Origin of the sequence: Bacillus cereus group sp. BfR-BA-01316 (assembly GCF_022664195.1) — a bacterium.
In the GTDB taxonomy this organism is placed as follows: Bacteria; Bacillota; Bacilli; order Bacillales; family Bacillaceae_G; genus Bacillus_A.
The window spans coordinates 236,425-260,137 of record NZ_JAKUGX010000001.1 but is presented as its reverse complement, the minus strand read 5'-3'; the positions used below and the strand labels follow the sequence as shown (position 1 = coordinate 260,137).

The following is a 23,713-nucleotide window of genomic DNA, read 5'->3' as shown; positions in this document are numbered from 1 at the left end:
ACGATATAACTAGAATCAGAAAGGAGCAATTTATGTTTATATTAAAAGACATCATATATAAGGATATTCTACACATTCCTTACTTACAAATTCAACAAGAAAAAATAACTTGTATTATCGGTGAAAGTGGTAGCGGAAAAAGCACATTACTTCGTATGTTAAACGATTTACAATCACCAACATCTGGCACAATTGAATATAACGGAAAATCTATTTTAGATTATCCTCCCATTCAATTACGCCGTGAAGTTGTCATGCTCGGACAAACTCCGCCTATTTTTGATGGAACAATTAAAGATAATTTATTAATGGGACTTCGATTTTCTGAAAAGCCATTTCCAAATGACGATGCCCTGCGGGACGCATTAACGACTGTTAGCCTAGATAAAAAATTAGAAGATAACGCCTCCTCTTTATCAGGTGGTGAAAAACAAAGACTCGCTTTCGCTCGCATTATACTAATGGATCCGCCCGTCTATTTATTAGATGAACCAACTTCGGCACTAGATGGTGATACAGAACGCCGCGTTATGAAACAATTTACTATACTCGCAAGAGAAAAGAAAAAAACAGTTATCTTCATTACACACTCACAACAACTTCCAGAAGAAATTGCAGATGATATTATTGAAATTAGTAAAACAAACGGTGCAACTAGAAAGGAAGTGCTATCAATTGAAGGGCGTTATTGAACTACAAATTTGGCAACTTGCAGCTGCATATATTTTCATCCTTATTTTAATCGGGCTTGTGAAATTAAAAGGAATACCGCGTGAGAAACAAATTACAATTGCTACATTACGTATGACGATTCAACTTGTACTAGTTGCATATGTTCTTACATACATATTTGAAAATAGTAATCCGTTTTATACAATAGCTCTCATTACTTCTATTACTACATTTGCGATTTTCAACATTTATAAACGAATAAATCTTCCTATGTCAAAAGAATTAAAAAGAGTTGCTGCCATTTCCATGATTGCTGGGTCAATTGGGCCACTACTCTTATTTATCTTTGTCATTATCGGACACGATCCTTGGTATGCTCCGCAATATATCGTTCCTATTGCCGGCATGTTAATCGGTAATGCTATGACAGGTATTTGCCTCGGGGCAAACACCTTTTTAAACAGTATGAAATCACAAAGAGATCATATCGAAGGTGCACTTATGCTCGGGGCAACTCCAAAACAAGCAGCTGCCCCGCTCATACGGGACGCTTTTGATTCTGCTATTTTACCAACAATCAATTCTATGGTCGGAATGGGGATTATAAGTCTTCCGGGCATGATGACTGGTCAAATTTTATCCGGTGTATCACCATTTACAGCTATTCAATATCAAATTGCGATTATACTTGGTATTTCTGGAAGTACAGCTTTCTCTGTTATTATCTTCTTACAGCTTGGGTATAAAACGTTCTTTAATAAAAGGTGTCAGTTGAAAGAAGTTGAAGTACAATCATAAACTAAGTGTTGCGCGCCGAGGTAAATGAAATTATATCAACGATTCTATACGAAATATCGATTTACCGAAAAAAATTGACAATAAAAAGAGGAGGCTACTCGCCTCCTCTTTTACTTACGCCTTCTTAACGAACTGTGATTTTAACTTCATAGCTCCGAAACCGTCAATTTTACAATCAATATCGTGATCTCCCTCGACTAGACGAATACTCTTTACTTTCGTACCAATCTTTACAACTGAAGAAGTTCCTTTTACTTTTAAATCTTTAATTACAGTAACAGCATCGCCATCTTGAAGAACGTTTCCGTTCGCATCTTTTACAACTTTTGCACCGTCATTATTTTCAGCTTCCGCTTCTTTGCCCCACTCATGAGCACATTCTGGACATACGAAAAGAACGCCATCCTCATACGCATATTCTGAATTACATTTTGGACAATTTGGTAAAGTAGCCATAAATTCATTTCCTCCGTTCATTATTTATACGTAAAAATCAAATCGAATTTTTACATGTCGATAAATAAAATTTGTATAGCATTTCTTTATACTGCCATAGTCTCACGTTATTGACAAGCCTACCTCAAATTCTCATTTTTTATTGTATTTTACAAAATTTCAATTAGTATGCCGTTTTTTATGTCTTCCCCAATAAATAAAAGAAGAACCTTCACAAGGTCCTTCTTTTCAAAATTAACGAGTTCTCTCTAGAAACCCCAACTATTTTCTTCAATGTAAATTTGATACTCTTCTAATTCTTCTTCACTTAACTTCTTATTATTTTCATATACTTCTTGCCATTCAAAATAATCTTCACTGAAATAAACAGCAAATTTAATTTTTACGTTTTTCTTCTCTGTATAGTCATAACCAGTAAACTCTACTACGTCATAATCCTTTTCTTTCTTTACAAACTTCCAAGTTGGATTATCAGTCATAACCTCTAAAGTAAATCCTTCATCACTTGAACGAACAACATTTTTAATATTCGGCTCAGTTGGTAAAAGGGAGAGTCCGAACATAGCACCGCCAAACACTATCCCCACTATAACTTGTAAACCAATCATACCAACAAAACTAGCGCCACCCTTTGATTGTAAGTAATACGCCTTCTCATGATCAGGCATATCTTCTGCCTTATGTAAAATACGAACAGCGTGCTTATAATATAAACGGTTTCCTTGCCATCCAGTAAATATCATAATTCCTAATTGAAGAACTAAACTAAATGATAAATAAATTCCATCTGGAATGTCTATAAAAGGAGTTACCAATATACTAGGTACCGACAATAATGTAAGTATAATAAATAACTTATACATTTTACGATGAGCTAACCAAAAAGATGGGAAGAAAAAGGCTACCCAATTCCATGTATTCTCTTTTCCTGGATTTTTTACTTTGCCCCATTTAAAGTCATAATAAGCTGTATTCTTTTGAACAACTTTATGTAATTCTTGTGGAGAAATTGTTTCTTGTAAAACTGTGTCCCTCACGTACATCATCCTTCTCTTATTTCTATATAACTTTATTGTATATCTATAAAAAGAAGGAATCTAACAAAAAATAGTTATATTTCATAAAAATGAACGAAAATCGAATACATTCCGACAATTACCCGTTTCTTATTCCATTTTACTATTAAATATATTAGAATACTCATATATAAGGCATTTAATACACTATGTTAAACATCTTGTGTATTCGCAAAAAAGGATGTCCCAAAATCATTTTGACACACCCTCCTCCTATTATATAAATTACTATTGTGATATGACCAAACCTAAAATCTCGACTTAGGAAACTTCACAAATTAGCTTTCTACTATTTCAAACATATTTCTACTTACACAACTGCTCCAAATTACCCTTCACTTTCTCAATAACATCTTCTATACGTTCCGCTATACATTCCGGCTCCCAATCTCCCTCACCGTGCATAGCGGTATAAACTGGACAATTCTCATCATTACTATCTACAAAGATTGGGTCCCCAAGATACGAATCTATCCCAATTACAATCCATCCTTCTTGCCAATCTCCTTCTTCATTCCCAACTAAGCTTTGCCCTTCATTGTCAAAACTATAACCAAGTTGCCCTTCTTCTATTTCTTCACTATTAAATAATTCTATTGTCATTGGTTCAAATTCATACTCTAACTCAATTTCATTATCCCCAGCACGATCTACATATGCTAAAAGTTGTTTAATTTTATTATGGTTAATCATAATATTTTCTCCATTCTATCTTTAAAAAATCTAACTTTATTCATAATAAGCTGCTGCAAGCAACATTTGGGCAATAAAGTGAAACTTTAATCAGTGGGGGTTTTGTTCATCCCCACTGATTATTAGTTGAACCAATCGGGCTTTTACGGGCAGTTGATCTCCCACCTAACTCCCTCACATTCGCCGAATTTTGAGGTGGGAGTCCTACTGCCCGTTAATGCGGGATAAACTTCCACGGTATATTTTCTGGAAGCTTCTCCCCTTGATTTATATAAGCACCTTCACAATCACCTAACCAACCATTTAATGCCTCTAAATAAGTCTCTACCTCTATATTCTCCCATTCATCTTTATTCTCTTTAAAATCCTTTTGAAGATATACAAGAAACTTCAACAAGTCTTCTTTAGAATTTACGTGATCAAGGTATTCAGATATATCCATATTTTGTTCCTCTTTCTATTGCTCGTCATTTAAACTAACTATAATATATGAAATAAGATTCCTAAAACTATTACTTGAGGTGACCAAATATGAAGTCTACAGTTTGGACAGAAGATGATTATTTAAAATTAGCCCCTATTAACGACGAACTAATAAAAAAAGCAGAAGAAGTACTGAACGTAAAGCTCCCAGAATCGTACATAAATCTTCTAAAAGAACAAAATGGAGGAACTCTTCGATTAGATGCTCACCCTACTTCAGAGCCAAATTCTTGGGCAGACGATCACGTTAATGTTTCCGGCTTATATGGCATTTCTTTTAATGAAAATGAATCTAGCATTTTAGATAGCCAATATTTAATTCAGGAATGGGACATGCCTGAGAATATCGTGCTTTTATCTGGTGACGGACATACGTGGATTGCATTAGATTATCGAAATGTAGCTAAAAATCCTTCAGTTATATTTATCGATAATGAATTGGAGGAAATTATTGAATTAGCACCTAACTTTGAAAGCTTCTTACAAAACTTAACTACGTACGATTATGATGAAGAGTAAACCTCTCTCTAAAGGAGTACACACTGGTGCAAGATTTCATTATAAATTTACACGCTGCTTTAAAATCACTTGGGTTTAAGAAAAAAAAGACATACATTTCAATATTCGATTGTATTCTACAAACAAGAATAGAACCTATAAACATCAAAAAGAACAATCTATTGCATAATGTTTCACATGAAACTATCCATATTCCAGATTACCTCTCTACAACTTAAAACAGTACGAACAAGCTAATCACTACTTACAGCAATATTTATATTGCTCTGTGCATCTTAATAATGAGGAAAGAGAAACAGTATTCTTTCATGAAATTGATATGTATATGAGAAAACTAATAGAAAACGCAATGTAATTTTACATTGTGCTTTCTACTAGTCCTTTATCACAGTTCTATATACTTAGTCGCCTTTTATACCTCTCCTACAACGCCCAAGTAATATTCATTTCTTCAAATGACTCCTTACTCACTTCCAACCCTTCGCTACCATCCGTTCCAATCATCGCTACCTCTTCTTTAGACAACATAATTTCCTCGTTTGGATTTTGGATTTTTCTCTCATATACTAATTGTAAAAGCTCTATTTGTTCCTCTGTCAGTTCATACTCTTCTTCCAATCTTTCAATTGCTGATTCCGTATCAAGTAATGGGATTTCTAATAAGAATCCACCGTGTTCTTCCATCTCTTCAAATGAATCGATTGAATATGCACCGTTATCATCAATCCAAAATGCTGTTGTAATGAAAGGAACTGTTTCGCCTTCTACTTCTTCTAATACGTATTGAAGTGCTTCTTCTTTAGCAATTTCTATCACTTCCGAAGGTGCCCCTTCAAAATAATTTGCCGCATCAATCCACTCTTCAATTCTCTCACTATTCACATCTTGAAGACATACGATCGTGTATTTCGGATGAAAAGTAATCGTCCCTCGTCCGCCTTGACTATCTTGCATACTATAGTTAAATCCATCCCATGAACTTTCATGTAAAAAATCAGGAGCATGTGCTACAAAAATTGCATCTGCAATTGACTTTAAAATGCATCCTTTCCATAGTTGCTCTTTATCTATATGTAATTTATATTTTCCCATTCTCTTCTCCTATGCACATATTTTTTCTATTATCTTTCCCCTACACAGTACGTGTAAAGCCTTTTCTACCATTTCTCTCTACACGTCTCAATTAAATGAAGTAAGTACCTCTTCGTCATATCAGCCCGTCTCCAACTAGAGAGCCTTCGCTTTTCTTCTGGATTATGCCGCATTCGCTCTACTTCTCTGAATAAAGGCTCCCACTCATGAGAGTAAAGTTCCAACATATATTGCAATCCTCTATCTTTTGAAACGATTGTTTTATAATCTAGCGTATATAAAATACGTCCCATCGTAACGACAGCTGATTCCACCCATTCTTCTATGAAAAATAAATAGGGACGCTTCACTTTTTCACTCCAGTAATGTTCTACGTTATATTTCATTGTATTTACTACATCGTCCCATTCTATTTGAAAGGGAAGGTCTTCTGCTTCTTTCCCGATAACTGTAATGCCTTGGTTTTTCAATGTCCACCATGTGACCGCGTTAATATCCCAATGACCAATATTAGCCTTACCATCTGCACAATACACGTACTCATTCATTTCATGATTGTATTTCCCTAAGTCAGCAAGCGGAATATACATACCGTCCATTCTTTTACCTAACGTACTTTTCCTAATTTTTTTATGCAGTTCTATAATTTGCTGTTTTTCAACTTCATTCACGGAATCACTTATTACCGTAACAAAGTCAACATCGCTCGTTTCTATATGAAATGCTCCTAGCGCGATTGATCCGTAAATATATACCCCGACTATTTTTTTATCTAAGAAGATTTCTTTTAATTCTACTATGTACTGCCCCATTAATTGCTTTACTTCTTCTGGTAAAGCATGTTTTATTCCACTCTCCACATCTATCCCTCCATTAAAAAAAGCCTCTGCAAATTCGCAAAGGCTTCATGCTTTATAAATATTTCTCGATTTCTTCGTAAACATCCTTCAAACGAGGATTTCCTTCTCCAACAATTTCTCCATTCACAAGAACGACTGGATAAAATAAATCTTCCTCCACTACTCGCTCTGCGAATGCTTTTTTATCCTCATCTTCTTGTTCTTCTTGAAAATCAATATACTCAAAATTAAATTTATTTTCTTGTCCTTCATATTTACGACCAATCGCCGCTTGTAACCACTCAAACGTTTCTGTTGAAGATGGCATTCCAACGCAGCTCGCACAAATTACTTTCGTCCCATACACTTGAACATTAACCATTTTTTCTCCCCCACTTCTCGTTCTAACAGTATATTCAGATGTCTTATTGCATAAGCACATCATTTTACAAATTTATTCTATACCCCTATACTGAAAAAACACGTTGTAAACATGATACAATATTTCGACAATAAAACAAGAAGAGAAAAAATAGATTTTCCCCTCTATCTTGATTATAATAAAACTGATGAAAGGAGTCGATAAAAATGGAAAACCCAAATATGCAAGAACAAGTACTAGAAGTATTAGATAAATTACGTCCGTTCTTACTTCGTGATGGCGGTGACGTTGAATTAGTAGATATTGAAGAAGGTATCGTAAAACTACGCCTTATGGGTGCATGTGGAAGCTGCCCAAGTTCTACAATCACACTAAAAGCTGGTATCGAACGCGCACTACTTGAAGAAGTACCAGGCGTTATTGAAGTAGAACAAGTATTTTAAATTAAAAGCGGCGGTGGCTCGTTCAGCTCTGATTGGCTAAGGTTCTTTCGCATAGAAGGCGCTTTTTGCCTTCTTATGCGGAAGGTTCTTAGACACGAAGAGCTAGCCACCAGAGCTGGATAATATTAAAAGCAGAAGCGGCTCGTTCAAAGCTACTTCTAAAAAAGAGACCAAATTTGGTCTCTTTTTTTGTACGCAAACAATACATACTCCCCTACACTATTAACATCATAAAACAAAATTGGAAATCCTTCTCAAGAAATGCAATAATTAATATATAGTGAATCGTTCACACATATAAAGCGAAAAACATAGGGGGACGACGTATGCCAAAAATAGGGAGTACTTTTGTAACAATTCAAGAATTAGAACAGAAAAAAGAATATTTATTAATTCTTTCACCCGTTATACCGACATGGAATACGAGCTATCAATTTTTATTTAAAGAAATACAACAAGAATTATTAAAAAAGGTAAATGAAAAAATTGAAAGACACCACATTATTTTAACTATATGTACAGATCAAAAAGTAGGAGCATAGCTTCTTATTATATAAAGATAGACACGGGTATCTATTGTGGTATAAAAAAGAGACCTCAATTGGCCTCTTTTTTATACTTTTAAGATAGCCAATCTAATTTCCTAATGCCTAACTTATCAATAGGTAAACGAAATGACTCGTAAAAATGATTCATAAATTGCTCAGTGCGCTTCACATCATGTAAAATGATTTCTAAACGAGCTCTATATATGCCTTTTTGTTCTTCGTTTCCTGTTTGATAATATCGTTCAACCGTTTCAAAGTAGTGAAGCGGGAACAGAAGCCTTGCGAATAATAAGCGCCAACCAAATGAAGAGAGCGAATAATTACGTTCATAATCTGTAATGAATTGAACTACCGTTTGCTCCCAATCTGTCTTTTTTTCTATCATCATATAGCGAATACATTCTGCTATATCCCTACTTGGGTGATCATATACCCAATCAAAAGGAAGTTTTAAGCGCTTCGTTTGATGCCATAATAAAGGTGTAAATCGTTCTTGGCAAATTGTTGCTGCGTCAGTTATTTGCGGTGTATCATCCATTTCTGTATCGACAACATATTGAATTGCATTTTCTGCAACTCCTAAGTAATACGGGAAGGATTCAATAAACAATTGATCGAATACGTCTGAAGGATGGTTCATCACTTGCGATTGCCAAAACCTTTCTAATTGGTCGAGCCTTTTTTCCCATAATGCTTTCCATTCACCAATGCGGCTTAATTGCTCAACTTCTTCTGGAAAGAATGCGCCACGTTTATGGAATATAGAAAGCTCGCTTCCTAATGATGTAGCATGTCGCTCTAACATACGCATACCTTTTAATAAGCAGTAATTTTTTTCTTCTATCTCACTTACATGGTAGCCGTGTATAGTCGGAACGAAAGTCGCAACAGTTATATCCCCTTGCTGATTCATATAATCACTGAGCTTTTTCATCTCTACAAGTACTTCTTCCTCCATTTCTCCAATTGGAACAAGTACATAAATTTTATTGCGAATCCAAAAGCTTTTATAGGGGCCAAGGGGGATTAATTCTTTAACATGTATGTGATAATGCTCATAAATATGCTGAATCATCGCAGTCGCCACCTATGGTTTTTCTTTATATATATGAGCTTGTGCTCGCCTTTCATTCCTATGCACATGATAAAGCAACGAAACGTATACAAATACTAAAAAGAAAAAAAGGTGATAAACATGAAAAAGTCAAATCAACTACAAGAAAGAGCATTACAACTATTACAAGAACGCGGTGTAACAATTGACGATATTGCTGAACTTGTTCATTTTCTTCAAAAGAAATACCATTCAAATTTAGAGATGTCAGAATGTCGCTATAACGTTGAGCGTGTACTATCAAAACGAGAAGTACAAAACGCACTTATTACAGGCATTGAACTTGATGTCCTTGCTGAAAAAGGAATGTTAAGTGAGCCGTTACAAGATATCGTAAAACGCGATGAAGGACTATATGGAATCGATGAAGTCATCGCACTTTCAATCGTTAACGTGTACGGTTCTATCGGTTTCACGAACTTTGGATATATCGATAAATTAAAACCAGGTATTTTAGAATACTTAAATGATAAATCAACTGGAAAGGTGCACACATTCCTTGATGATATCGTTGGCGGAATCGCTGCCGCTGCTTCAAGCCGTTTAGCGCACCGTGCTGAGCATTCAGAGTAACGTATCTAGGCCGTCAGTTTCATACTGACGGCCTTTCATATTCCATAAGCATGAACTCTCTTCCACGGCTCAAAAAAAGAGGTCCTACTTGAAATCCAATGTTTTTATATAGCCTAATCGCTCTCTTATTGAATGTCGCTACACTCAGTCGAAACATTTTCGAATTCAATTCCTCAGTAGCAAATGCTATTCCCGCTTGAAAAAATATTTCCCCCATCCCTTTCCCGGTTAAATCCGGCTTCATTCCAAGTCCGATATCTACAACATCTTCTCTCACATATAAATTGGCATCTCTTCCCCCTGGCACTTGTGCATTTTCTCCAAAGCAAAAATAGCCGATGAATTCTCCATTCTCTCCGCAACAACCGTAATACGTCCCATCTAGTAACTCTTCTATTACTTCAGCCTCTCCTGAAAAACTATATAAATTGTACGGTTCCTCATACGTCCACATATTTATCTCATTCGCTTCTTCTTCTGTTAATTTATGAATTTCCATTCCTTTCGCTCCTCATCAAATATTCTATATATATTTACTCATTCATTTTTCACATTCAATTTCCCTCTAATTACAATATGCATAATTGCATGCGCACACCCATTTAAAAAATGCTAAAATTTATTTGAATCGCTGTTGTTACACTTCTTGATTAAGAAAGACCGTTAACCGGAAAATTAACGTCTTATCAAATTCAAGCAATTGGCACATTTTGTCATCATGAAAGACACTCGAAAGAGTGTCTTTTTTTCTATACCTGAGCAGGACCTGCTCATTTACAAAGTTAATGCATAAATTAATATAACTCTTTAAACACATTATTCCCTTTCTATACGTTGCGGCGTTCGTTGCGACAGATTCGGATAATAAAAAGCACTCCAGCCAGAGTGCTTTTTACTTTCAAACAAGGAGGTTACATATATGGATAGTACTCTTGTATTTAACTTTGGTATCGGTATTGTTATCATTTTATTCGTCTTCTTTGTACTTTGTATGAGCGGGGTATAGTAATCTTTTATGCTGATAACTCCTTTAAAGTATCACTCAATTTAAACTTTCTTAATTGTAATGAAGCAATCATTGCTGCACCTGCTCCGAGTATCACACTAGCTAGGGCCAATATGAAAACTTGATTATACGGAACGATAATAACCGTTAACTCTAAGCTTGATAACACAATATAACTAAACAAAATTCCGCCAAAAATGCCAATACAACCAGCTATCGCTCCGAGTAAAGTTCCCTCTAATAAAACAATCCGTCTCATTTGCTTCGGAATAGCTCCTACCGCACGAATCATACTAATTTCAGCACGTCTTTCATGTAAACTTGCGACAATCGCATTCATTAATCCTATACCAGAAATAATGAAAATAATGACAACTAACAAGCGAATTAACATCATCATTTGCGATAATAACTGCTCCTGCTCTTTCAATAGATCATAACTATTAATAACTTCTACGTTCTCTTTATTATTTGTAATTTGTTTTACTTGTTTCTTAATTGCTTCAAATGATTGATTAGAATTTGTCATAATTTGAATCGCTTCATATCCTTGCACGTGAAAATTATCACGGGCCCATTGTTCATTTACAAAAATATCTGATCCTCTTAGCCTTAATCCTTGCTCAATAATCGAAACGACTTTAATCGTTTGTTTTTCTTTTCCTTTCCCTTGTACTTCGATCGTATCATGTAACTGAATCCCTAAATTTTTAGCCGTTTCTTTCGTAACGACTCCTTCACCATCTTGTAATGGCTTATTTAAATTTTGTCCTGAAATCACTTTTGCCTTTGTTACTTTCTGATACGCTACAATATCATTACCTACAACTTCCATTGAGTCATAATTAAAATTATTTTTCCTCCTATATTCATACCATTCTTGATTTGCTTTCTTAAAGTCATAATTTACAAGTTTTGCTGTGAAATCAGCAGCATTCCCTACACTCGCTTCTACACCGTCAACTTTTTTAACCTTCTCCATCCAACTAAATGGTAAAGTTTCAATTTCTTGCGATTCCATCGGTACACGTATTACTAAATCCGCTGGTAAATGCTTTTGTAATCCTTTCTTCGTACCTTCATACATAGAGTTTACATACATCGTTCCAACAAGTGCTAACATAAAACCAAATGCTAGTATAGCAACTGACACCGTTGCCTTATTCCGATAACGAATTACATTACGGCTACTAATCGTCGTTTCAATTCGAAATATCATTTGCAAAGGTTTCGCAATAAATGGCGCTATCATACGAATAAATAACGGAATTGCAAATAACAAACCAACTGCAAATAACAGCGCTCCTATCGCACTTGGATTAAAACCGATATACTCCTCTAATACGTTACCTGCTAGTCCAATAACAGTACCAATAATTAAAATGCTACAACTAAAAGTACTCCATCTTTTTTCTTTTTTCTCATTACTAGGAAGACCGGGCCGAAGTGCTTGAACTGGGGGAATCTTTCTAACCATGAAAGCTGGTATAATAGCCCCTATGACAGACATAACAATCCCTAGTGAAAACGTAATGAGTAAAATCTCACCTGAAATCGAGAATGATTCTTTCCCTGCACTCTCAATATTCACCCATTTATTAATGAATGATGCCGCAATTGTGTGCGTACTCGCTCCAAGAACAATTCCTGCTAGAGATCCAATTGCTCCAATACATAAAGCCTCTAATAAAACGACTAATATAATTTGATTTGGATTACTACCAAGTGCACGTAATAATGCCCATTGCTTAAATCGACTTCTGACAGATAAGAAGAAACTTCCCATTATTAAAAGGGCTACTACAAATAAGGCAATACCACCTAAACTAAAAATTAATGGCTTCATTACATTTAGTCGTTCAAATGCCTTATCGACATAAGTACGCTGATCTACCTTTATATTTTCTATCTTCTTATTTACATCAAGAGCAATTGCCCTTTTCACATTTACATCCAGTGCTTTCACTTGAACGAGATTGAATTGATTTTGTAGATTTAGTTCTTTTTGAAGCCAATTAATTGGAAAATAAGAACCATGCCCCATTGCCGCCATTAAAGGTGGATTCAAAATCCCGACAACTTTAACAGTCTTTTCTCCATGCGGTGGAAACGGAAGTTTGATCATATCTCCTACACGTATATTTTCACGGTCTGTATACCCTTTTGTCAGTGCTACTTCAGCACCTTCTTTCGGATATCGTCCTTCTGCAACTTTATAAGAACGCATTTCTGGTGAATCTTGCTCAACACCCCAATAAGACGGCTTCCCTGATAGCTCTTTATACTGTGGTAAAGGATACGGTATAAGTACTTTTGATATTTTTTCAGCGTTTTCTAAGCCATCTATCCCTTTTAAACTTTCATTATTTAAATACATATCATTCTTTATATATCCAAATTGCAAATTATAATCTCCATAACGACTTACTACTTGTTCCTTCACACTTTGCTCAACTGATTGATTCCCTAGTAATAACATAGTCGCTAACATAACACCTAACGCTGCTCCAAGGGCAATCAACATATTTCTTAACCAATTTTGTTTCATTGATTTCACCGCATACTTAATTACCCAGCGCATCACCTTTACCTCCTACTTTAAAGTGATGATTCATAATTTCTTGAATGTGAGTAACTTGCTGCGGGATATTTCGAAATTTCCATCCCTTACTTTCAGCATGTTCATAAATCACTTCACCATCTAATAAGAAAACAACTTTATCCGCATGGGCCGCTACGAATGGATCATGCGTTACAATGACAGCTGTTTGTCCTAACTCATCACAGGCATTGCGAAGGGCGGCGATTATATTTTTGCTATTTTCTGAATCTAATGCCCCTGTTGGTTCATCCGCTAATATAATAGCTGGCTCATTTGCAAAAGCCCTTGCAATTGCAACCCTTTGCTGTTGACCACCTGATAACTGTGCTGGTAAATGCTTTTCTTTTCCCTTCAATCCAACAAGATCTAATAAGCGATTTGCTGTCACAGTCGCCTTCTTTTGCGAGACATTATCTAACAGTAAAGGCAATCCTACATTTTCCTCCGCACTAAACACTGGAATCAAATTAAACTGTTGAAAAATAAAACCGATTTTATGCCTTCTAAACAAAGCGAGCTCTTTTTCTTTTAATGTTGAAATCTCTGTACCATCAACTCGAATACTACCTAACGATGGAATATCTAATCCACCTAACAGCTGAAGTAAGGTCGTTTTACCCGACCCACTTGCCCCCATAATACAAACGAAATCCCCTTTTTGAATTTGAAGATTGATACCTTTTAATATCTTTACTTTGCTATCCCCAATATCAAACGATTTTTCTAACCTTTCAATTTCAATAATATTCATCCCGATATCCCCTTCTCTCTCTATTTGCCAATCTATATATTCTATTCGAAAATGCAAAATCCCTACTATTTTGTATTTTTTTGTCACATACTAACATTTATATTAACCGGCAGTAAGTGCCCGATTAGTGTGAGCAAATAATCAGTGCGGGATGGACAAAACCCCCACCGATTAAAGTTTCACTTTATTTCTCACGTCAGAAAAGTTGATTCTCGCAACGAAAGTAACCATAATAGTTACACAAATATATAAAAACTATTCACATATCCACAAATAGGAGGAAGAAAAATGAAACATGTAATCGTTTATGCACATCCGAATACAGAAAGCTTCAACCATGCTATTTTAGAAACTGTAAAAAGTGAATTAGAAGGAAAAGGGCATGAAGTACGCGTTAGAGACTTATATGAATTAAACTTCAATCCAGTATTAGGCGCTTCCGATTTCACCTCATTTTCTCAAGGAAACACACCAGAAGATATTAAAGAAGAACAAGAGCATATCTCTTGGGCTGATAGCATTACATTTATTTATCCAGTTTGGTGGGCAGGACTTCCTGCTATTTTAAAAGGATATGTTGACCGTGTATTTAGCCACGGCTTCGCTTATGCTTACGGTGGAAATGGCATTGAAAAGTTATTAAGCGGTAAAAAAGGATTGTTATTATCTACAATGGGTAATACGAAAGAGGCATACACAGCAGACGGTATGTTTGACGCAATGAAGAAAACAGCGGATGTTGGTATTTTTGAATTTACAGGCATTGAAACACTTGAGCATACATTCTATACAAGTGTTCCTTCTGTGGATGACAGTGTGCGTAAACAATATCTTGAAGAAGTTAAAGACGTTGTGAATCGCGCATTTTAATAAAAAACTCCGGTTATAACAACCGGAGTTTTTTATTTCATCATCAATTTCGGAATATATCTTTGAAGTATACTTTCTAATTCATTCATATCTTCCTGTCTAATAAGTAAATTTACATTGTCATTCATTTTTTCTCGCCCGCGATATAAAAATATATTTTCTTTTGGATTTTCCCATGTTGATGTTTTATAGCCTTTTAATTCTTCGTATGAATAAAAGTTCAATCCGTCTATTACACCTTTTTCATATATTTGTACACTTTTAATCAGATGGATAGCTATTAAAGTCATAAAACAACTTGCTACAGCATAACTACCTGACTGAATGAGAAACTGTTCAACTGTACCAATATCACCACTTACGTACTGAGCATATATATACATACATTGTCCGATGAAGTACGCTGGTCCAAGTAATGCAATCCAACGTCGTTTCACCCGAGGATATGTTGCAATAAGTTTTCCCGCGCTTTTTTTCATTTCATTTATTTTATATATCTTCCATAGAACAAAGAACAAAACACATAATGTAAAAACAAACATAATACATGACATCCAATACACTCTTATTCCCTCCCCCTTTATATCACCACATGTAAATTTTACATTTTATATAACTATAGTACATATGCAATTATGCATAAAAAAACAGGCAACCGCTCCCGGTTACCTGCCTTTCATTACATCTTCTCAATCCACTCCGTCAAGTTATGCACAACTTGCGTTGGTTGTACTTCATATTCTGTTAACTTCTCCACAGTTGTTACTCCAGTGTGGACAAGAAGGGTATGCATACTAGCATTTATCCCCGCTAAAATATCTGTATCGTAGTTATCCCCAACCATTAAAGCTTCTTCTTTTCCTATGCCAAGCACTTTTAACGCTTGTTCCATAATGATTGATTCTGGTTTACCGATAAAGATTGGATCCACACCTGTTGATACTGCAACAACTGATGTTAATGAACCGTTCCCTGGTAATAATCCGCGCTCAGTCGGAATCGCAATATCCCCATTTGTTGAAATAAACGTCGCACCGTTACGTACAGCAAGACATGCTTTTGCTAACTTTTCATATGTGATATCGCGATCTAAACCAACAACGACGAAATCAGGATTTTCATCCACAAGTTCAAATCCTTTTTCAACAAGAGCATCGTGTAAGCCCTCTTCACCAATCATATATACAGTTGCATCTTGTTTACGCTCATAAATAAAGTTCGCTGTAGCCATACTCGTTGTGAATACTTGCTCCGCTTTCGCTGGAATATCGAAACGAACAAGTTTTTCTGCAACTTGTTCTGGTTTACGAGTTGAGTTATTTGTAACGAATAAATATGGAATACCACGTTCTCCTAATGCTTTTACGAAGTCACTTGCTTCTTCAATTTGTTCTTCTCCGCGATACATCGTACCGTCTAAGTCAATTAAATAACCTTTATACATCTATTTGTCTCTCCTTCTATGCTAACGTTCTCACCTATCATACCACTCTTATATTAACCCCTTTTTCAAAAGAAAAAAACGCTTTACCCTAAAGCGTCCCATAACGTTCATTTTTTCTCTTTTATTTGATACGAGCAATTACAATCGCCTTCACACATGTTCGTTAACGTCTTCACATTTGCATCTACAAATAATCGTTTGTACATATCTTTTTCATCTTCACACACTTGCGGGAATTTCTCCGCTATTTCCTTTAACGGGCAGTTTTGCTTTTCAAGTATGAAAGAGCGTTCCCCATCTCTCTTTATTTGAACCATATAACCATTTTTCTCTTGCATAGCAGCTAGTTCCTGTACTTTATACGCTAAATTACTTTGATTACTTATCTTCTTTTGCAACTGTTCTTCCATTCGTTTCGTTCTCGCTTGTAAAACGTAACGAAGTATTTTTTCATCGCCCATTCGAGCTAAATCATCTAGTATTTCAATAGCAAACTGCTTATATTCTTTCGGGAATGTATCTTCTCCCTTTTGACTTAATCCATACAAATATGTTGGTCGTCCAACATGCTGCCTTACCATCTTTGAATAAATTAGCTCATCTTTCTCAAGATTACTTAAATGCCTTCGAATTGCCATTTCCGTAATTTCTAAAGCTTCGGCTAATTCTGCTACAGTATGCTCGCCCTTTACCTTCAACAATTGTACAATCTCTTCTTTCGTCGTACGTGCTTGCCCCATAACTCGCCCTTCTCCCTTTTCTCATATACAATATAAGATCCCCAAAAAGTATTTTGGGGATCTTATAAGCACAATTATTCTGGTACAAATGCAGATACAGGCCCTAATTCCTTTTCTAAATAACTGTGAATATTCACTGGGTATTTCTCTACCACGGCAATATGTTTTTGAATCGTCTTATATAATTCATCATGATTCATTTGAATATAATCTTGCGTAAGCATTTTTCGAAGAAGAATAATTTCTTTAATATGCGCTCCCTCTTCTCCACTTATAACTCTCTCGTCCATTAAAATATCAATAATATCTTCGTAACTTCCTGGATCGCGCATAATAAATCCATCAATCATCGCATTTCCTACATCTAATATACAATCGATAATAAGATGGGCTATGCGCTCTAATGCATAAAATTCAAACTCGGTTTCATATGTCTTTTTCTCTTGAAATGTATTTGTTGCTCGTTCTAAACATACTAGCATTTGTTCTATTTTCTTTCTGTCTACGAAGTACATGAATGTCACCTACCTGGAAATTAAAGCATTTACATTTTAATTGTAACGCTTTCTTCTGAAAAAATCGACAATTTTTCGAATTCACCTTTTCCTCGTTATTTGTTATAGTTATATTTGTATGATTTTTGAAATTGGAGGAATGCAACCTTGGAACGTGAACTCGCACTAGAAATTGTCCGTGTAACAGAAGCAGCAGCCTTAGCATCTGCACAGTGGATGGGCCGCGGAAAGAAAAACGAAGCAGATGATGCAGCAACTACAGCTATGCGTGATATGTTCGATTCAGTAAACATGGCAGGTACAGTTGTAATCGGTGAAGGAGAACTTGATGAAGCACCGATGTTGTATATTGGTGAAGAACTAGGAACAGGTAACGGTCCAGAAGTAGATATCGCCGTTGATCCATTAGAAGGTACAAACATCGTTGCGAAAGGCCTTGCAAATGCAATGGCAGTTATCGCAATCGCAGATAAAGGAAACCTTCTTCATGCTCCGGATATGTACATGGAAAAAATCGCGGTTGGTCCAAAAGCAGCTGGTAAAATTAGCTTAGATGATCCAATTGAAAAAACAATTGAAATTGTAGCAGAAGCAAACAATAAAAAAATTCGTGACCTAACGGTTATCGTGCAAGAACGTGAACGTCATCAAGAGATTATTGACCGTGTTCGTGCAAAAGGTGCACGCGTAAAACTATTTGGTGATGGAGATGTTGGTGCATCAATCGCTACAGCTCTACCTGGGACAGGTATCGACTTATTCGTAGGTGTAGGCGGAGCTCCAGAAGGCGTTATTTCTGCTGCAGCATTAAAATGCCTTGAAGGTGAAATGCAGGCACGCTTAGTTCCAATGAACGAAGAAGAAGAAGCTCGTTGCCGTGAAATGGGATTAGAAGATCCTCGTCAACTTCTTATGTTAGATGACTTAGTATCTGGTGATGACGCAATCTTCTCAGCAACAGGTGTATCTGCTGGTGAATTATTAGACGGCGTGAAATTCCTTGGCGGAGATTTAGCTGAAACATATTCTATCGTTATGCGTTACAAAACAAGAACGGTACGATTCATTAAAACACACCACCATTTAGACCATAAACCACACTTAAACTTAGATATTTAATAAAGGAGCCATGTGTATGGAAGAACGTTTCTTTCTGTACGACGATACAGTCGCTACAAAAACTCGTTTCGTTAGCTTTATGGGGGAAAATGAGCGTCATGATTTAGCGCTTCTATACTCTGATCGTCATTACGGTAAAACGATAGTCCTTGATATGCAGAGCAACAAATTTGCTATCATCGGTCCTGACGATTTAAACGAACCAGGCTACTTAGAGCATGCATTTTCTATGTCTGAAGAAATTGCAGAAGAATTACGCTCATTTTTATTTGAACTTATATAATTTATCTTATACACCAGCTATTTTAGCTGGTGTTTTTTTACATTTAAAGTTTTGAATTTTCAATCTTTTATGTTATACTTATGAACAAATCTATTTGGATAGAAAGGACGTTATCTACGTATGCCAACATTTACTTTGTAATGGACCAGCAATTGGATAGCATTACTCTCAAAAAAGCACCGTGCTTTTTCAAGGGAGTAGTCTGCCCATTCCCATTACGAAGGAACGTAACGCATCTGTAGTATGATGTTTACGGAGGTTCCTCTTAGGGGAATCTCCTTTTATTTTTGTCTACTTCTCATGTCTTCATACTACAAGACATCCAAATAGCTGTATTACGTTCCTTTACCACTATATAAGAGGTGAAGGAAAATGCAGAAAGTACAACTTTCTTGGAGTTTATATGAAAATGAGTTATCCACAATCGAAAAATATTGTAAAAATTGTAGGCGCACTGCCCTTTTTACTGATACGAATATTCGCAGGCATAACGCAAATGGAAAAAACATATACCGATTTGCAATTTATAAATGTCCGAAAGATCATACGTGGAACCAAAAGCTTCACATTTATAAATCATTTACTGATCACGTCGAAACTGTCGATATGGCTCAGCAAGAACAAACTGAAACAAGTACTACCATTTCCATTACACAATACAAAGAAAGTGGTATAGCCGAAATAACGATCGTATTAGACATAGTTTTTGGTTTCCACCGGATTGATAAAGTGTTATCCACATATATTTCAGATTGGAGCCGTACACTCATTGTGGATAAAATTAAAAATGGGTATATCCAATTGAACGGGCAACAAATGAAACCAAATACAACACTTTCTGAAGGTGATTTTATTTCAATTTTCTTGTAAAGGAGACGATTATGCTAAAAATAAAAAAAGGCACAATTGATTTATTGGACGAATTAAATTTGATGTATACAGAATGTAAAGAAGCACTCTTACAGAATCAAATTTACCAATGGGACGATTCTTATCCGACGCTCGAACATATTTCCTATCATTTAGAACAGGACGAATTGTATTGTCTATTCCAAGACCAAGTACTTGTCGGCGCTGTTGTCTTAAACGAAGCAGAGTCTCCAGAATACAAATTGATTGACTGGTCAGAAACATACGGACGCTTTCTTATCGTTCACTCTTTCGTCATCCATCCGCTCGCGCAAGGAAAAGGATATAGCAAAGTACTATTATCCTTTTGGGAAGATGAAGCAAGACGGGAGGGTTACAAAGGAATACGCCTAGATTGCTTTACAGGTAACCCTGTTTCATTAAGCCTATATGAAAAAAACAATTATATTTGCCGAGGTGCTGTTTATTTTGAGAGTAAACAGCCTCCTCATAATTGGTATAACTGCTATGAAAAAATCCTCTTACAATCGTAAGAGGATTTTTTCATTTCTTCACTTTTCGTAATACAAAGTGTGCACAACCGAAGTTACAGTACTCGTATAAATACTCTGATAAAGTACTAATTTTCGTATCATATGTCGAACGTTGATTACTATCATCAAAGAATCCACGCAATCTAAGTTGCTCATAACCCCAGTCTCCAACGATATAATCATATTTATTTAAAATTTCTGCATAGCGCTCTTTAAGTGCTTCTTCACTAAAACCGTCACGAAAGTTTTTAATTACTTCGTACTGAACATTATTAACGCTCACCGTAGTATGAATCTCTTGCTTTTGCTCCATTATGAACTTCCTCTCTAAGCATTCTTCTTTTTATCGTATCACAAAGCATAACAACCAACAATTTCAAATACAAAAAATTGAAAATTAGTGCATGCTATGGAGAAGGAGGTGATACATCGTGAAAAAGCAAATTATACTCTCTCTTCTCACTCTTTCCTTCTTTGCAGGCTGCCAATCAACTAATAAAGCCGAAATGGAGCGTGAAGAAGGAAGTCGTGTTCTTGTTTCCAACAAAAACGACATGTATCATACGGAAAACACAAATACAAGGTTAACGAGAGTCGGTTATTCTTCTAAACAGAAGCATGAAGTATCTAACAAACAAGTAGGCGCTATTAACCGTGAGAAAGTCGCCGAAATGATTACGAGCATGACAGTCAAACTTCCTGATGTCACCAATGCCGCTACACTCGTTACCGACGATGAAGTGTTCGTTGTATACCGTGCAAACACAACGGATCCGAAACTCGTAACAGATCAAGTATATAAAACAGCTTTGTCCATCGTCCCTCGCTATTATAAAGCATATGTATCAACAAACCAAAAGTTGATTTCTCAAATTCAAGGTCTCCAATCTGGTAGCTTAAACGATAAAGAATATGAACAAAGTCTTGATATGTTAAAACGTGAAATGAGCGATAATCCTCATTTGAACAATACGGGGGATCAAACTTTAAATGATATGATAAAAAAATAAAAAGGTGGAGAAAACCTCCACCTTTTTACTATTTCTTACGATTTGCATAAACCTCCATCGCATCACACATAAACTGCGCTAAACCTTCACCAAACTTATCAATATTTTTCGTAAAGTGCTCATCAGCAACATACATTTGACCGAGTCCCTTAAATGCCTCTAATGAATATTCACCGAAGTTTTGCAAGTAATCGTACCATACCCCGATTGCTTCTTGCGCCTCTTTAGAATCCGGTGCTCCATTTCGAAGTGTCGCTAGATTTCTGTAAATAGTATTAAACTCCTCCTGTTTCTCTGTAGACATACCCTTCGCTGTTTTATTCGCTTTATCTACAGCCTCATCTCCCCATCGTTCACGCGCTTCTTCTTCATACAGGTTATGGCTAAAATCAAATCCTTCAAATTTCTCTTTATTCGTCATCTCAATCTCTCCCTTTGTATGCTGAATTGTTTTATTAATTGTCGCTATCACTTTATCCAACCTAGCTCGCTTTTCAAGAAGCATTTTCTTATGAAGCTGTAATGCCTCTTCACGGTCGAATGAAGGACTCATGATAATTTCCTTAATCTTCTTTAAAGGGAAGCCAAGCTCTTTAAAAAATAAAATTTGCTGTAGTGTTTCTAAATTTTCATTGGAATACAGACGATATCCAGACTCTGTCGTCTCATCTGGGGTTAACAACCCAATTTCATCGTAATGATGCAGTGTGCGCACACTAATTCCAACTAAATTAGCTACTTCTTTTATCCTCATTGTCATGCGTATCTCCCCCTTAATACATACGATAAAGTATGACGCAACGTTAGAGTCAATAAAAATTTCATTTTGTTTTTGAAAGATTCATCTCTCCACATTCTCCTACATTTCATGCATAATATATATGTACATACATTAGAAAGCGGTGAAAGTATGGTTTCAAATACTGTAATTGCCAGTATCATAATTCAACTCGTTGTTTCGGTTCTGGTCCCAATTATTGTACTCGTTTATTTCCGTAAGAAATATAATATTAATTGGAAAATAGTTGGCGTTGGTATCCTTATCTTTATCGGGTTTACCCAAATTCTCGAAACACCATTCCAATTATTCATGCGTGGTAATCCCACAACAGCTGAATTTTTAAAGAACCCATTTATCTTTTCGATTTTCGGCGGACTAACTGCTGGTATTTTTGAAGAACTAGGTCGTTTCGTTGCCTTTTACTACTTACTAAAAAAATATCGAGATTATAAAGACGGTCTTGCGTACGGAATTGGACACGGCGGTATTGAATCGATTTTAGTCGGCGGATTCGCTGGGCTTCAAACTCTTACCTTTGCAACATCTATTAACAATGGTAGCTTCGCTCGAATGGTTGAACAATACCCACAGTTGAGCCATATCAAGGACTTGTTAATAGAGCAACCTGCCTACTTATACTTACTTGGTAGCTTAGAAAGAATTATGGCACTCGTTCTGCAAATTGCTTTCACAATGCTTGTCGTATACGCAGTAAAACAAAAGAAATACATTTTCCTCGTATACGCTATACTATTCCACGCACTTGTGGACTTTTTCGCAGCACTTTACCAAACAAAAATGATTAACATCTTTGTAGCAGAAGGAATTACTCTTCTCTTCGCGATTGGCGCTTTCGTTCTTATTCGCAAAATGAAAGAGAAATTAGTGAGTGCTTCAGAGTAAAAATAAACCACCAATTTTGGTGGTTTATTTTTCATGTGGATTATCGCAATGGTGATAGCTTTTTCCTCCTAAAAGCTCCCTCTTTATTTCTGCATCTATAACTATATACTTATGAAACTCATCTACTTCATCTTGAGAAAAGGAAGCAAAAAAATACACTTGGCGATCAGGATGAACAAATACATCTTGAATCACCACTCTACTTCGACAGCCAACATCTGTTTTTTTTCGGAAGGTAAATTCTGCATCTTGTACTTCTTTCCATAAAATTTTCTTTCGAACACTATACGCCGCATTTTTGTATTCCTTATAGACCTTCTTATCTAACTGTTCATAAAACACATCTTCATTCACAAACGACTTATTTTGATTGCTCGGGTATTCTAATTCTTGATTTGATTGTGCATATGCTGTGGACAATTGTATGAGAAAATAAATACTGAATACAATGCATATTATTTTTTTCATAATTGCACCTCAAATTTTCATTTATCCACATTACTTTTCCACATACTTAGATCACTATGCCCTTTCCAAGAAAAAGGAATTTTTTCCACATTTGTCGAAGTATATATCGTCAACTTGAAAGAAGGGGATG

At 35.8% G+C, this 23,713-nt stretch carries 31 protein-coding genes and 1 pseudogene; 14 read left to right on the top strand and 18 right to left on the bottom strand.

The features are described 5' to 3' along the window. Positions 1-32 precede the first annotated feature (32 nt). Both MR071_RS01360 and MR071_RS01355 read left to right on the top strand, forming a co-directional pair. Positions 33-692 carry an ABC transporter ATP-binding protein gene (locus MR071_RS01360; protein WP_105585477.1) on the top strand — a complete coding sequence of 220 codons (660 nt, stop codon included), beginning with the start codon at positions 33-35 and terminating at the stop codon, positions 690-692. Next, on the top strand, positions 676-1,470 hold the full coding sequence (locus MR071_RS01355; RefSeq protein ID WP_002089330.1) for an ABC transporter permease: 795 nt from the start codon (positions 676-678) through the stop codon (positions 1,468-1,470). Before MR071_RS01360 ends, MR071_RS01355 begins: the two co-directional genes overlap by 17 nt. 114 nt (positions 1,471-1,584) lie before the next feature. On the opposite strand, the gene phnA is transcribed toward MR071_RS01355, so the two are convergent. The 4 genes from phnA to MR071_RS01335 form a co-directional block, all read right to left on the bottom strand. Next, positions 1,585-1,926 (bottom strand): alkylphosphonate utilization operon protein PhnA, encoded by a 342-nt coding sequence (phnA, locus tag MR071_RS01350; protein WP_105585478.1) that lies wholly within the window; start codon positions 1,924-1,926, stop codon positions 1,585-1,587. A gap of 248 nt (positions 1,927-2,174) precedes the next feature. Further along, a complete protein-coding gene (locus tag MR071_RS01345; protein ID WP_105585479.1) occupies positions 2,175-2,969 on the bottom strand; it encodes a DUF2628 domain-containing protein in 795 nt (264 codons plus the stop codon). 339 nt (positions 2,970-3,308) lie between these two features. Beyond that, complete coding sequence (locus tag MR071_RS01340; RefSeq protein WP_242234675.1) at positions 3,309-3,695, bottom strand: hypothetical protein; 387 nt, start codon at positions 3,693-3,695, stop codon at positions 3,309-3,311. A gap of 214 nt (positions 3,696-3,909) precedes the next feature. Further along, positions 3,910-4,137, bottom strand: a complete 228-nt coding sequence (locus tag MR071_RS01335; protein WP_105585481.1) for a DUF7660 family protein — start codon at positions 4,135-4,137, stop codon at positions 3,910-3,912. An 89-nt stretch (positions 4,138-4,226) separates the two neighbouring features. On the opposite strand from MR071_RS01335, the gene MR071_RS01330 reads away from it, so the two are divergent. Then, positions 4,227-4,697 (top strand): SMI1/KNR4 family protein, encoded by a 471-nt coding sequence (locus MR071_RS01330; protein WP_105585482.1) that lies wholly within the window; start codon positions 4,227-4,229, stop codon positions 4,695-4,697. Continuing rightward, a pseudogene (locus MR071_RS01325) lies at positions 4,684-5,052 on the top strand (hypothetical protein). The gene MR071_RS01330 and the pseudogene MR071_RS01325 overlap by 14 nt, the downstream one beginning before the upstream one ends. A 68-nt stretch (positions 5,053-5,120) precedes the next feature. Here the strand turns inward: MR071_RS01325 and MR071_RS01320 are convergent. From MR071_RS01320 to MR071_RS01310, 3 genes are all read right to left on the bottom strand, one after another. After that, positions 5,121-5,789, bottom strand: a complete 669-nt coding sequence (locus MR071_RS01320; protein WP_105585484.1) for a hypothetical protein — start codon at positions 5,787-5,789, stop codon at positions 5,121-5,123. Positions 5,790-5,854: 65 nt separating this feature from the next. Then, the gene (locus MR071_RS01315) at positions 5,855-6,649 is read right to left on the bottom strand and encodes a nucleotidyltransferase domain-containing protein (RefSeq protein ID WP_105585485.1); all 795 of its coding nucleotides are present in this window, start codon (positions 6,647-6,649) and stop codon (positions 5,855-5,857) included. Positions 6,650-6,701: 52 nt separating this feature from the next. Next, positions 6,702-7,010, bottom strand: coding sequence for a YuzD family protein (locus MR071_RS01310; protein WP_000248590.1), 309 nt, complete (start codon positions 7,008-7,010; stop codon positions 6,702-6,704). Between the two features lie 206 nt (positions 7,011-7,216). On the opposite strand from MR071_RS01310, the gene MR071_RS01305 reads away from it, so the two are divergent. Both MR071_RS01305 and MR071_RS01300 read left to right on the top strand, forming a co-directional pair. Further along, complete coding sequence (locus MR071_RS01305) at positions 7,217-7,453, top strand: NifU family protein (RefSeq protein ID WP_000431179.1); 237 nt, start codon at positions 7,217-7,219, stop codon at positions 7,451-7,453. Positions 7,454-7,779: 326 nt separating this feature from the next. Further along, on the top strand, positions 7,780-7,995 hold the full coding sequence (locus MR071_RS01300) for a carbonic anhydrase (protein WP_105585486.1): 216 nt from the start codon (positions 7,780-7,782) through the stop codon (positions 7,993-7,995). Positions 7,996-8,074: 79 nt separating this feature from the next. On the opposite strand, the gene yutH is transcribed toward MR071_RS01300, so the two are convergent. Beyond that, complete coding sequence (yutH, locus tag MR071_RS01295; protein ID WP_105585487.1) at positions 8,075-9,076, bottom strand: spore coat putative kinase YutH; 1,002 nt, start codon at positions 9,074-9,076, stop codon at positions 8,075-8,077. A gap of 120 nt (positions 9,077-9,196) precedes the next feature. Between yutH and MR071_RS01290 the strand changes: the two genes are divergently transcribed. After that, positions 9,197-9,688, top strand: coding sequence for a phosphatidylglycerophosphatase A family protein (locus MR071_RS01290; RefSeq protein ID WP_242234673.1), 492 nt, complete (start codon positions 9,197-9,199; stop codon positions 9,686-9,688). 19 nt (positions 9,689-9,707) lie between these two features. On the opposite strand, the gene MR071_RS01285 is transcribed toward MR071_RS01290, so the two are convergent. The 3 genes from MR071_RS01285 to MR071_RS01275 all read right to left on the bottom strand — a co-directional run bounded on the left by MR071_RS01285 (position 9,708) and on the right by MR071_RS01275 (position 14,047). Continuing rightward, entirely contained in the window at positions 9,708-10,187 is a 480-nt protein-coding gene (locus tag MR071_RS01285; RefSeq protein WP_105585489.1) for a GNAT family N-acetyltransferase, read from the bottom strand. 514 nt (positions 10,188-10,701) lie between these two features. Beyond that, positions 10,702-13,275, bottom strand: coding sequence for an FtsX-like permease family protein (locus tag MR071_RS01280; protein WP_142395815.1), 2,574 nt, complete (start codon positions 13,273-13,275; stop codon positions 10,702-10,704). Further along, positions 13,259-14,047, bottom strand: coding sequence for an ABC transporter ATP-binding protein (locus tag MR071_RS01275; protein ID WP_105585491.1), 789 nt, complete (start codon positions 14,045-14,047; stop codon positions 13,259-13,261). The genes MR071_RS01280 and MR071_RS01275 overlap by 17 nt, the downstream gene beginning before the upstream one ends. A 288-nt stretch (positions 14,048-14,335) precedes the next feature. Here MR071_RS01275 and MR071_RS01270 point away from each other — a divergent pair, with 288 nt between their 5' ends. Beyond that, positions 14,336-14,917, top strand: a complete 582-nt coding sequence (locus MR071_RS01270) for an NAD(P)H-dependent oxidoreductase (RefSeq protein ID WP_242234671.1) — start codon at positions 14,336-14,338, stop codon at positions 14,915-14,917. 32 nt (positions 14,918-14,949) lie between these two features. On the opposite strand, the gene MR071_RS01265 is transcribed toward MR071_RS01270, so the two are convergent. The 4 genes from MR071_RS01265 to MR071_RS01250 all read right to left on the bottom strand — a co-directional run bounded on the left by MR071_RS01265 (position 14,950) and on the right by MR071_RS01250 (position 17,616). Next, positions 14,950-15,480: an iron ABC transporter substrate-binding protein gene (locus MR071_RS01265; protein ID WP_105585493.1), complete on the bottom strand. Its 531-nt coding sequence runs from the start codon at positions 15,478-15,480 to the stop codon at positions 14,950-14,952. Between the two features lie 116 nt (positions 15,481-15,596). Beyond that, positions 15,597-16,361, bottom strand: coding sequence for a TIGR01457 family HAD-type hydrolase (locus MR071_RS01260; protein ID WP_105585494.1), 765 nt, complete (start codon positions 16,359-16,361; stop codon positions 15,597-15,599). Positions 16,362-16,468: 107 nt separating this feature from the next. Next, positions 16,469-17,101, bottom strand: coding sequence for a helix-turn-helix transcriptional regulator (locus MR071_RS01255; protein ID WP_105585495.1), 633 nt, complete (start codon positions 17,099-17,101; stop codon positions 16,469-16,471). A gap of 74 nt (positions 17,102-17,175) precedes the next feature. Continuing rightward, on the bottom strand, positions 17,176-17,616 hold the full coding sequence (locus tag MR071_RS01250) for a DUF86 domain-containing protein (protein WP_105585496.1): 441 nt from the start codon (positions 17,614-17,616) through the stop codon (positions 17,176-17,178). A gap of 147 nt (positions 17,617-17,763) precedes the next feature. On the opposite strand from MR071_RS01250, the gene glpX reads away from it, so the two are divergent. The 4 genes from glpX to MR071_RS01230 all read left to right on the top strand — a co-directional run bounded on the left by glpX (position 17,764) and on the right by MR071_RS01230 (position 20,421). Further along, a complete protein-coding gene (glpX, locus tag MR071_RS01245; RefSeq protein WP_002174048.1) occupies positions 17,764-18,735 on the top strand; it encodes a class II fructose-bisphosphatase in 972 nt (323 codons plus the stop codon). 16 nt (positions 18,736-18,751) lie between these two features. Beyond that, on the top strand, positions 18,752-19,018 hold the full coding sequence (locus MR071_RS01240; protein WP_000392612.1) for a DUF3055 domain-containing protein: 267 nt from the start codon (positions 18,752-18,754) through the stop codon (positions 19,016-19,018). A 372-nt stretch (positions 19,019-19,390) separates the two neighbouring features. Beyond that, entirely contained in the window at positions 19,391-19,888 is a 498-nt protein-coding gene (locus tag MR071_RS01235; RefSeq protein ID WP_105585497.1) for a cytoplasmic protein, read from the top strand. Between the two features lie 11 nt (positions 19,889-19,899). Next, positions 19,900-20,421 carry a GNAT family N-acetyltransferase gene (locus MR071_RS01230; RefSeq protein WP_105585498.1) on the top strand — a complete coding sequence of 174 codons (522 nt, stop codon included), beginning with the start codon at positions 19,900-19,902 and terminating at the stop codon, positions 20,419-20,421. 10 nt (positions 20,422-20,431) lie between these two features. On the opposite strand, the gene MR071_RS01225 is transcribed toward MR071_RS01230, so the two are convergent. After that, on the bottom strand, positions 20,432-20,734 hold the full coding sequence (locus tag MR071_RS01225) for a YutD family protein (RefSeq protein ID WP_002015914.1): 303 nt from the start codon (positions 20,732-20,734) through the stop codon (positions 20,432-20,434). A gap of 118 nt (positions 20,735-20,852) precedes the next feature. Between MR071_RS01225 and MR071_RS01220 the strand changes: the two genes are divergently transcribed. Next, positions 20,853-21,431, top strand: a complete 579-nt coding sequence (locus MR071_RS01220) for a YhcN/YlaJ family sporulation lipoprotein (RefSeq protein WP_199627481.1) — start codon at positions 20,853-20,855, stop codon at positions 21,429-21,431. A gap of 28 nt (positions 21,432-21,459) precedes the next feature. Here MR071_RS01220 and MR071_RS01215 read toward each other — a convergent pair whose 3' ends face one another. Further along, positions 21,460-22,191: a MerR family transcriptional regulator gene (locus MR071_RS01215; RefSeq protein ID WP_105585500.1), complete on the bottom strand. Its 732-nt coding sequence runs from the start codon at positions 22,189-22,191 to the stop codon at positions 21,460-21,462. Between the two features lie 108 nt (positions 22,192-22,299). On the opposite strand from MR071_RS01215, the gene MR071_RS01210 reads away from it, so the two are divergent. Further along, positions 22,300-23,115 (top strand): YhfC family intramembrane metalloprotease, encoded by an 816-nt coding sequence (locus MR071_RS01210; protein WP_105585501.1) that lies wholly within the window; start codon positions 22,300-22,302, stop codon positions 23,113-23,115. A 24-nt stretch (positions 23,116-23,139) separates the two neighbouring features. On the opposite strand, the gene MR071_RS01205 is transcribed toward MR071_RS01210, so the two are convergent. Further along, complete coding sequence (locus MR071_RS01205; protein ID WP_105585502.1) at positions 23,140-23,583, bottom strand: hypothetical protein; 444 nt, start codon at positions 23,581-23,583, stop codon at positions 23,140-23,142. Positions 23,584-23,713 lie beyond the last annotated feature (130 nt).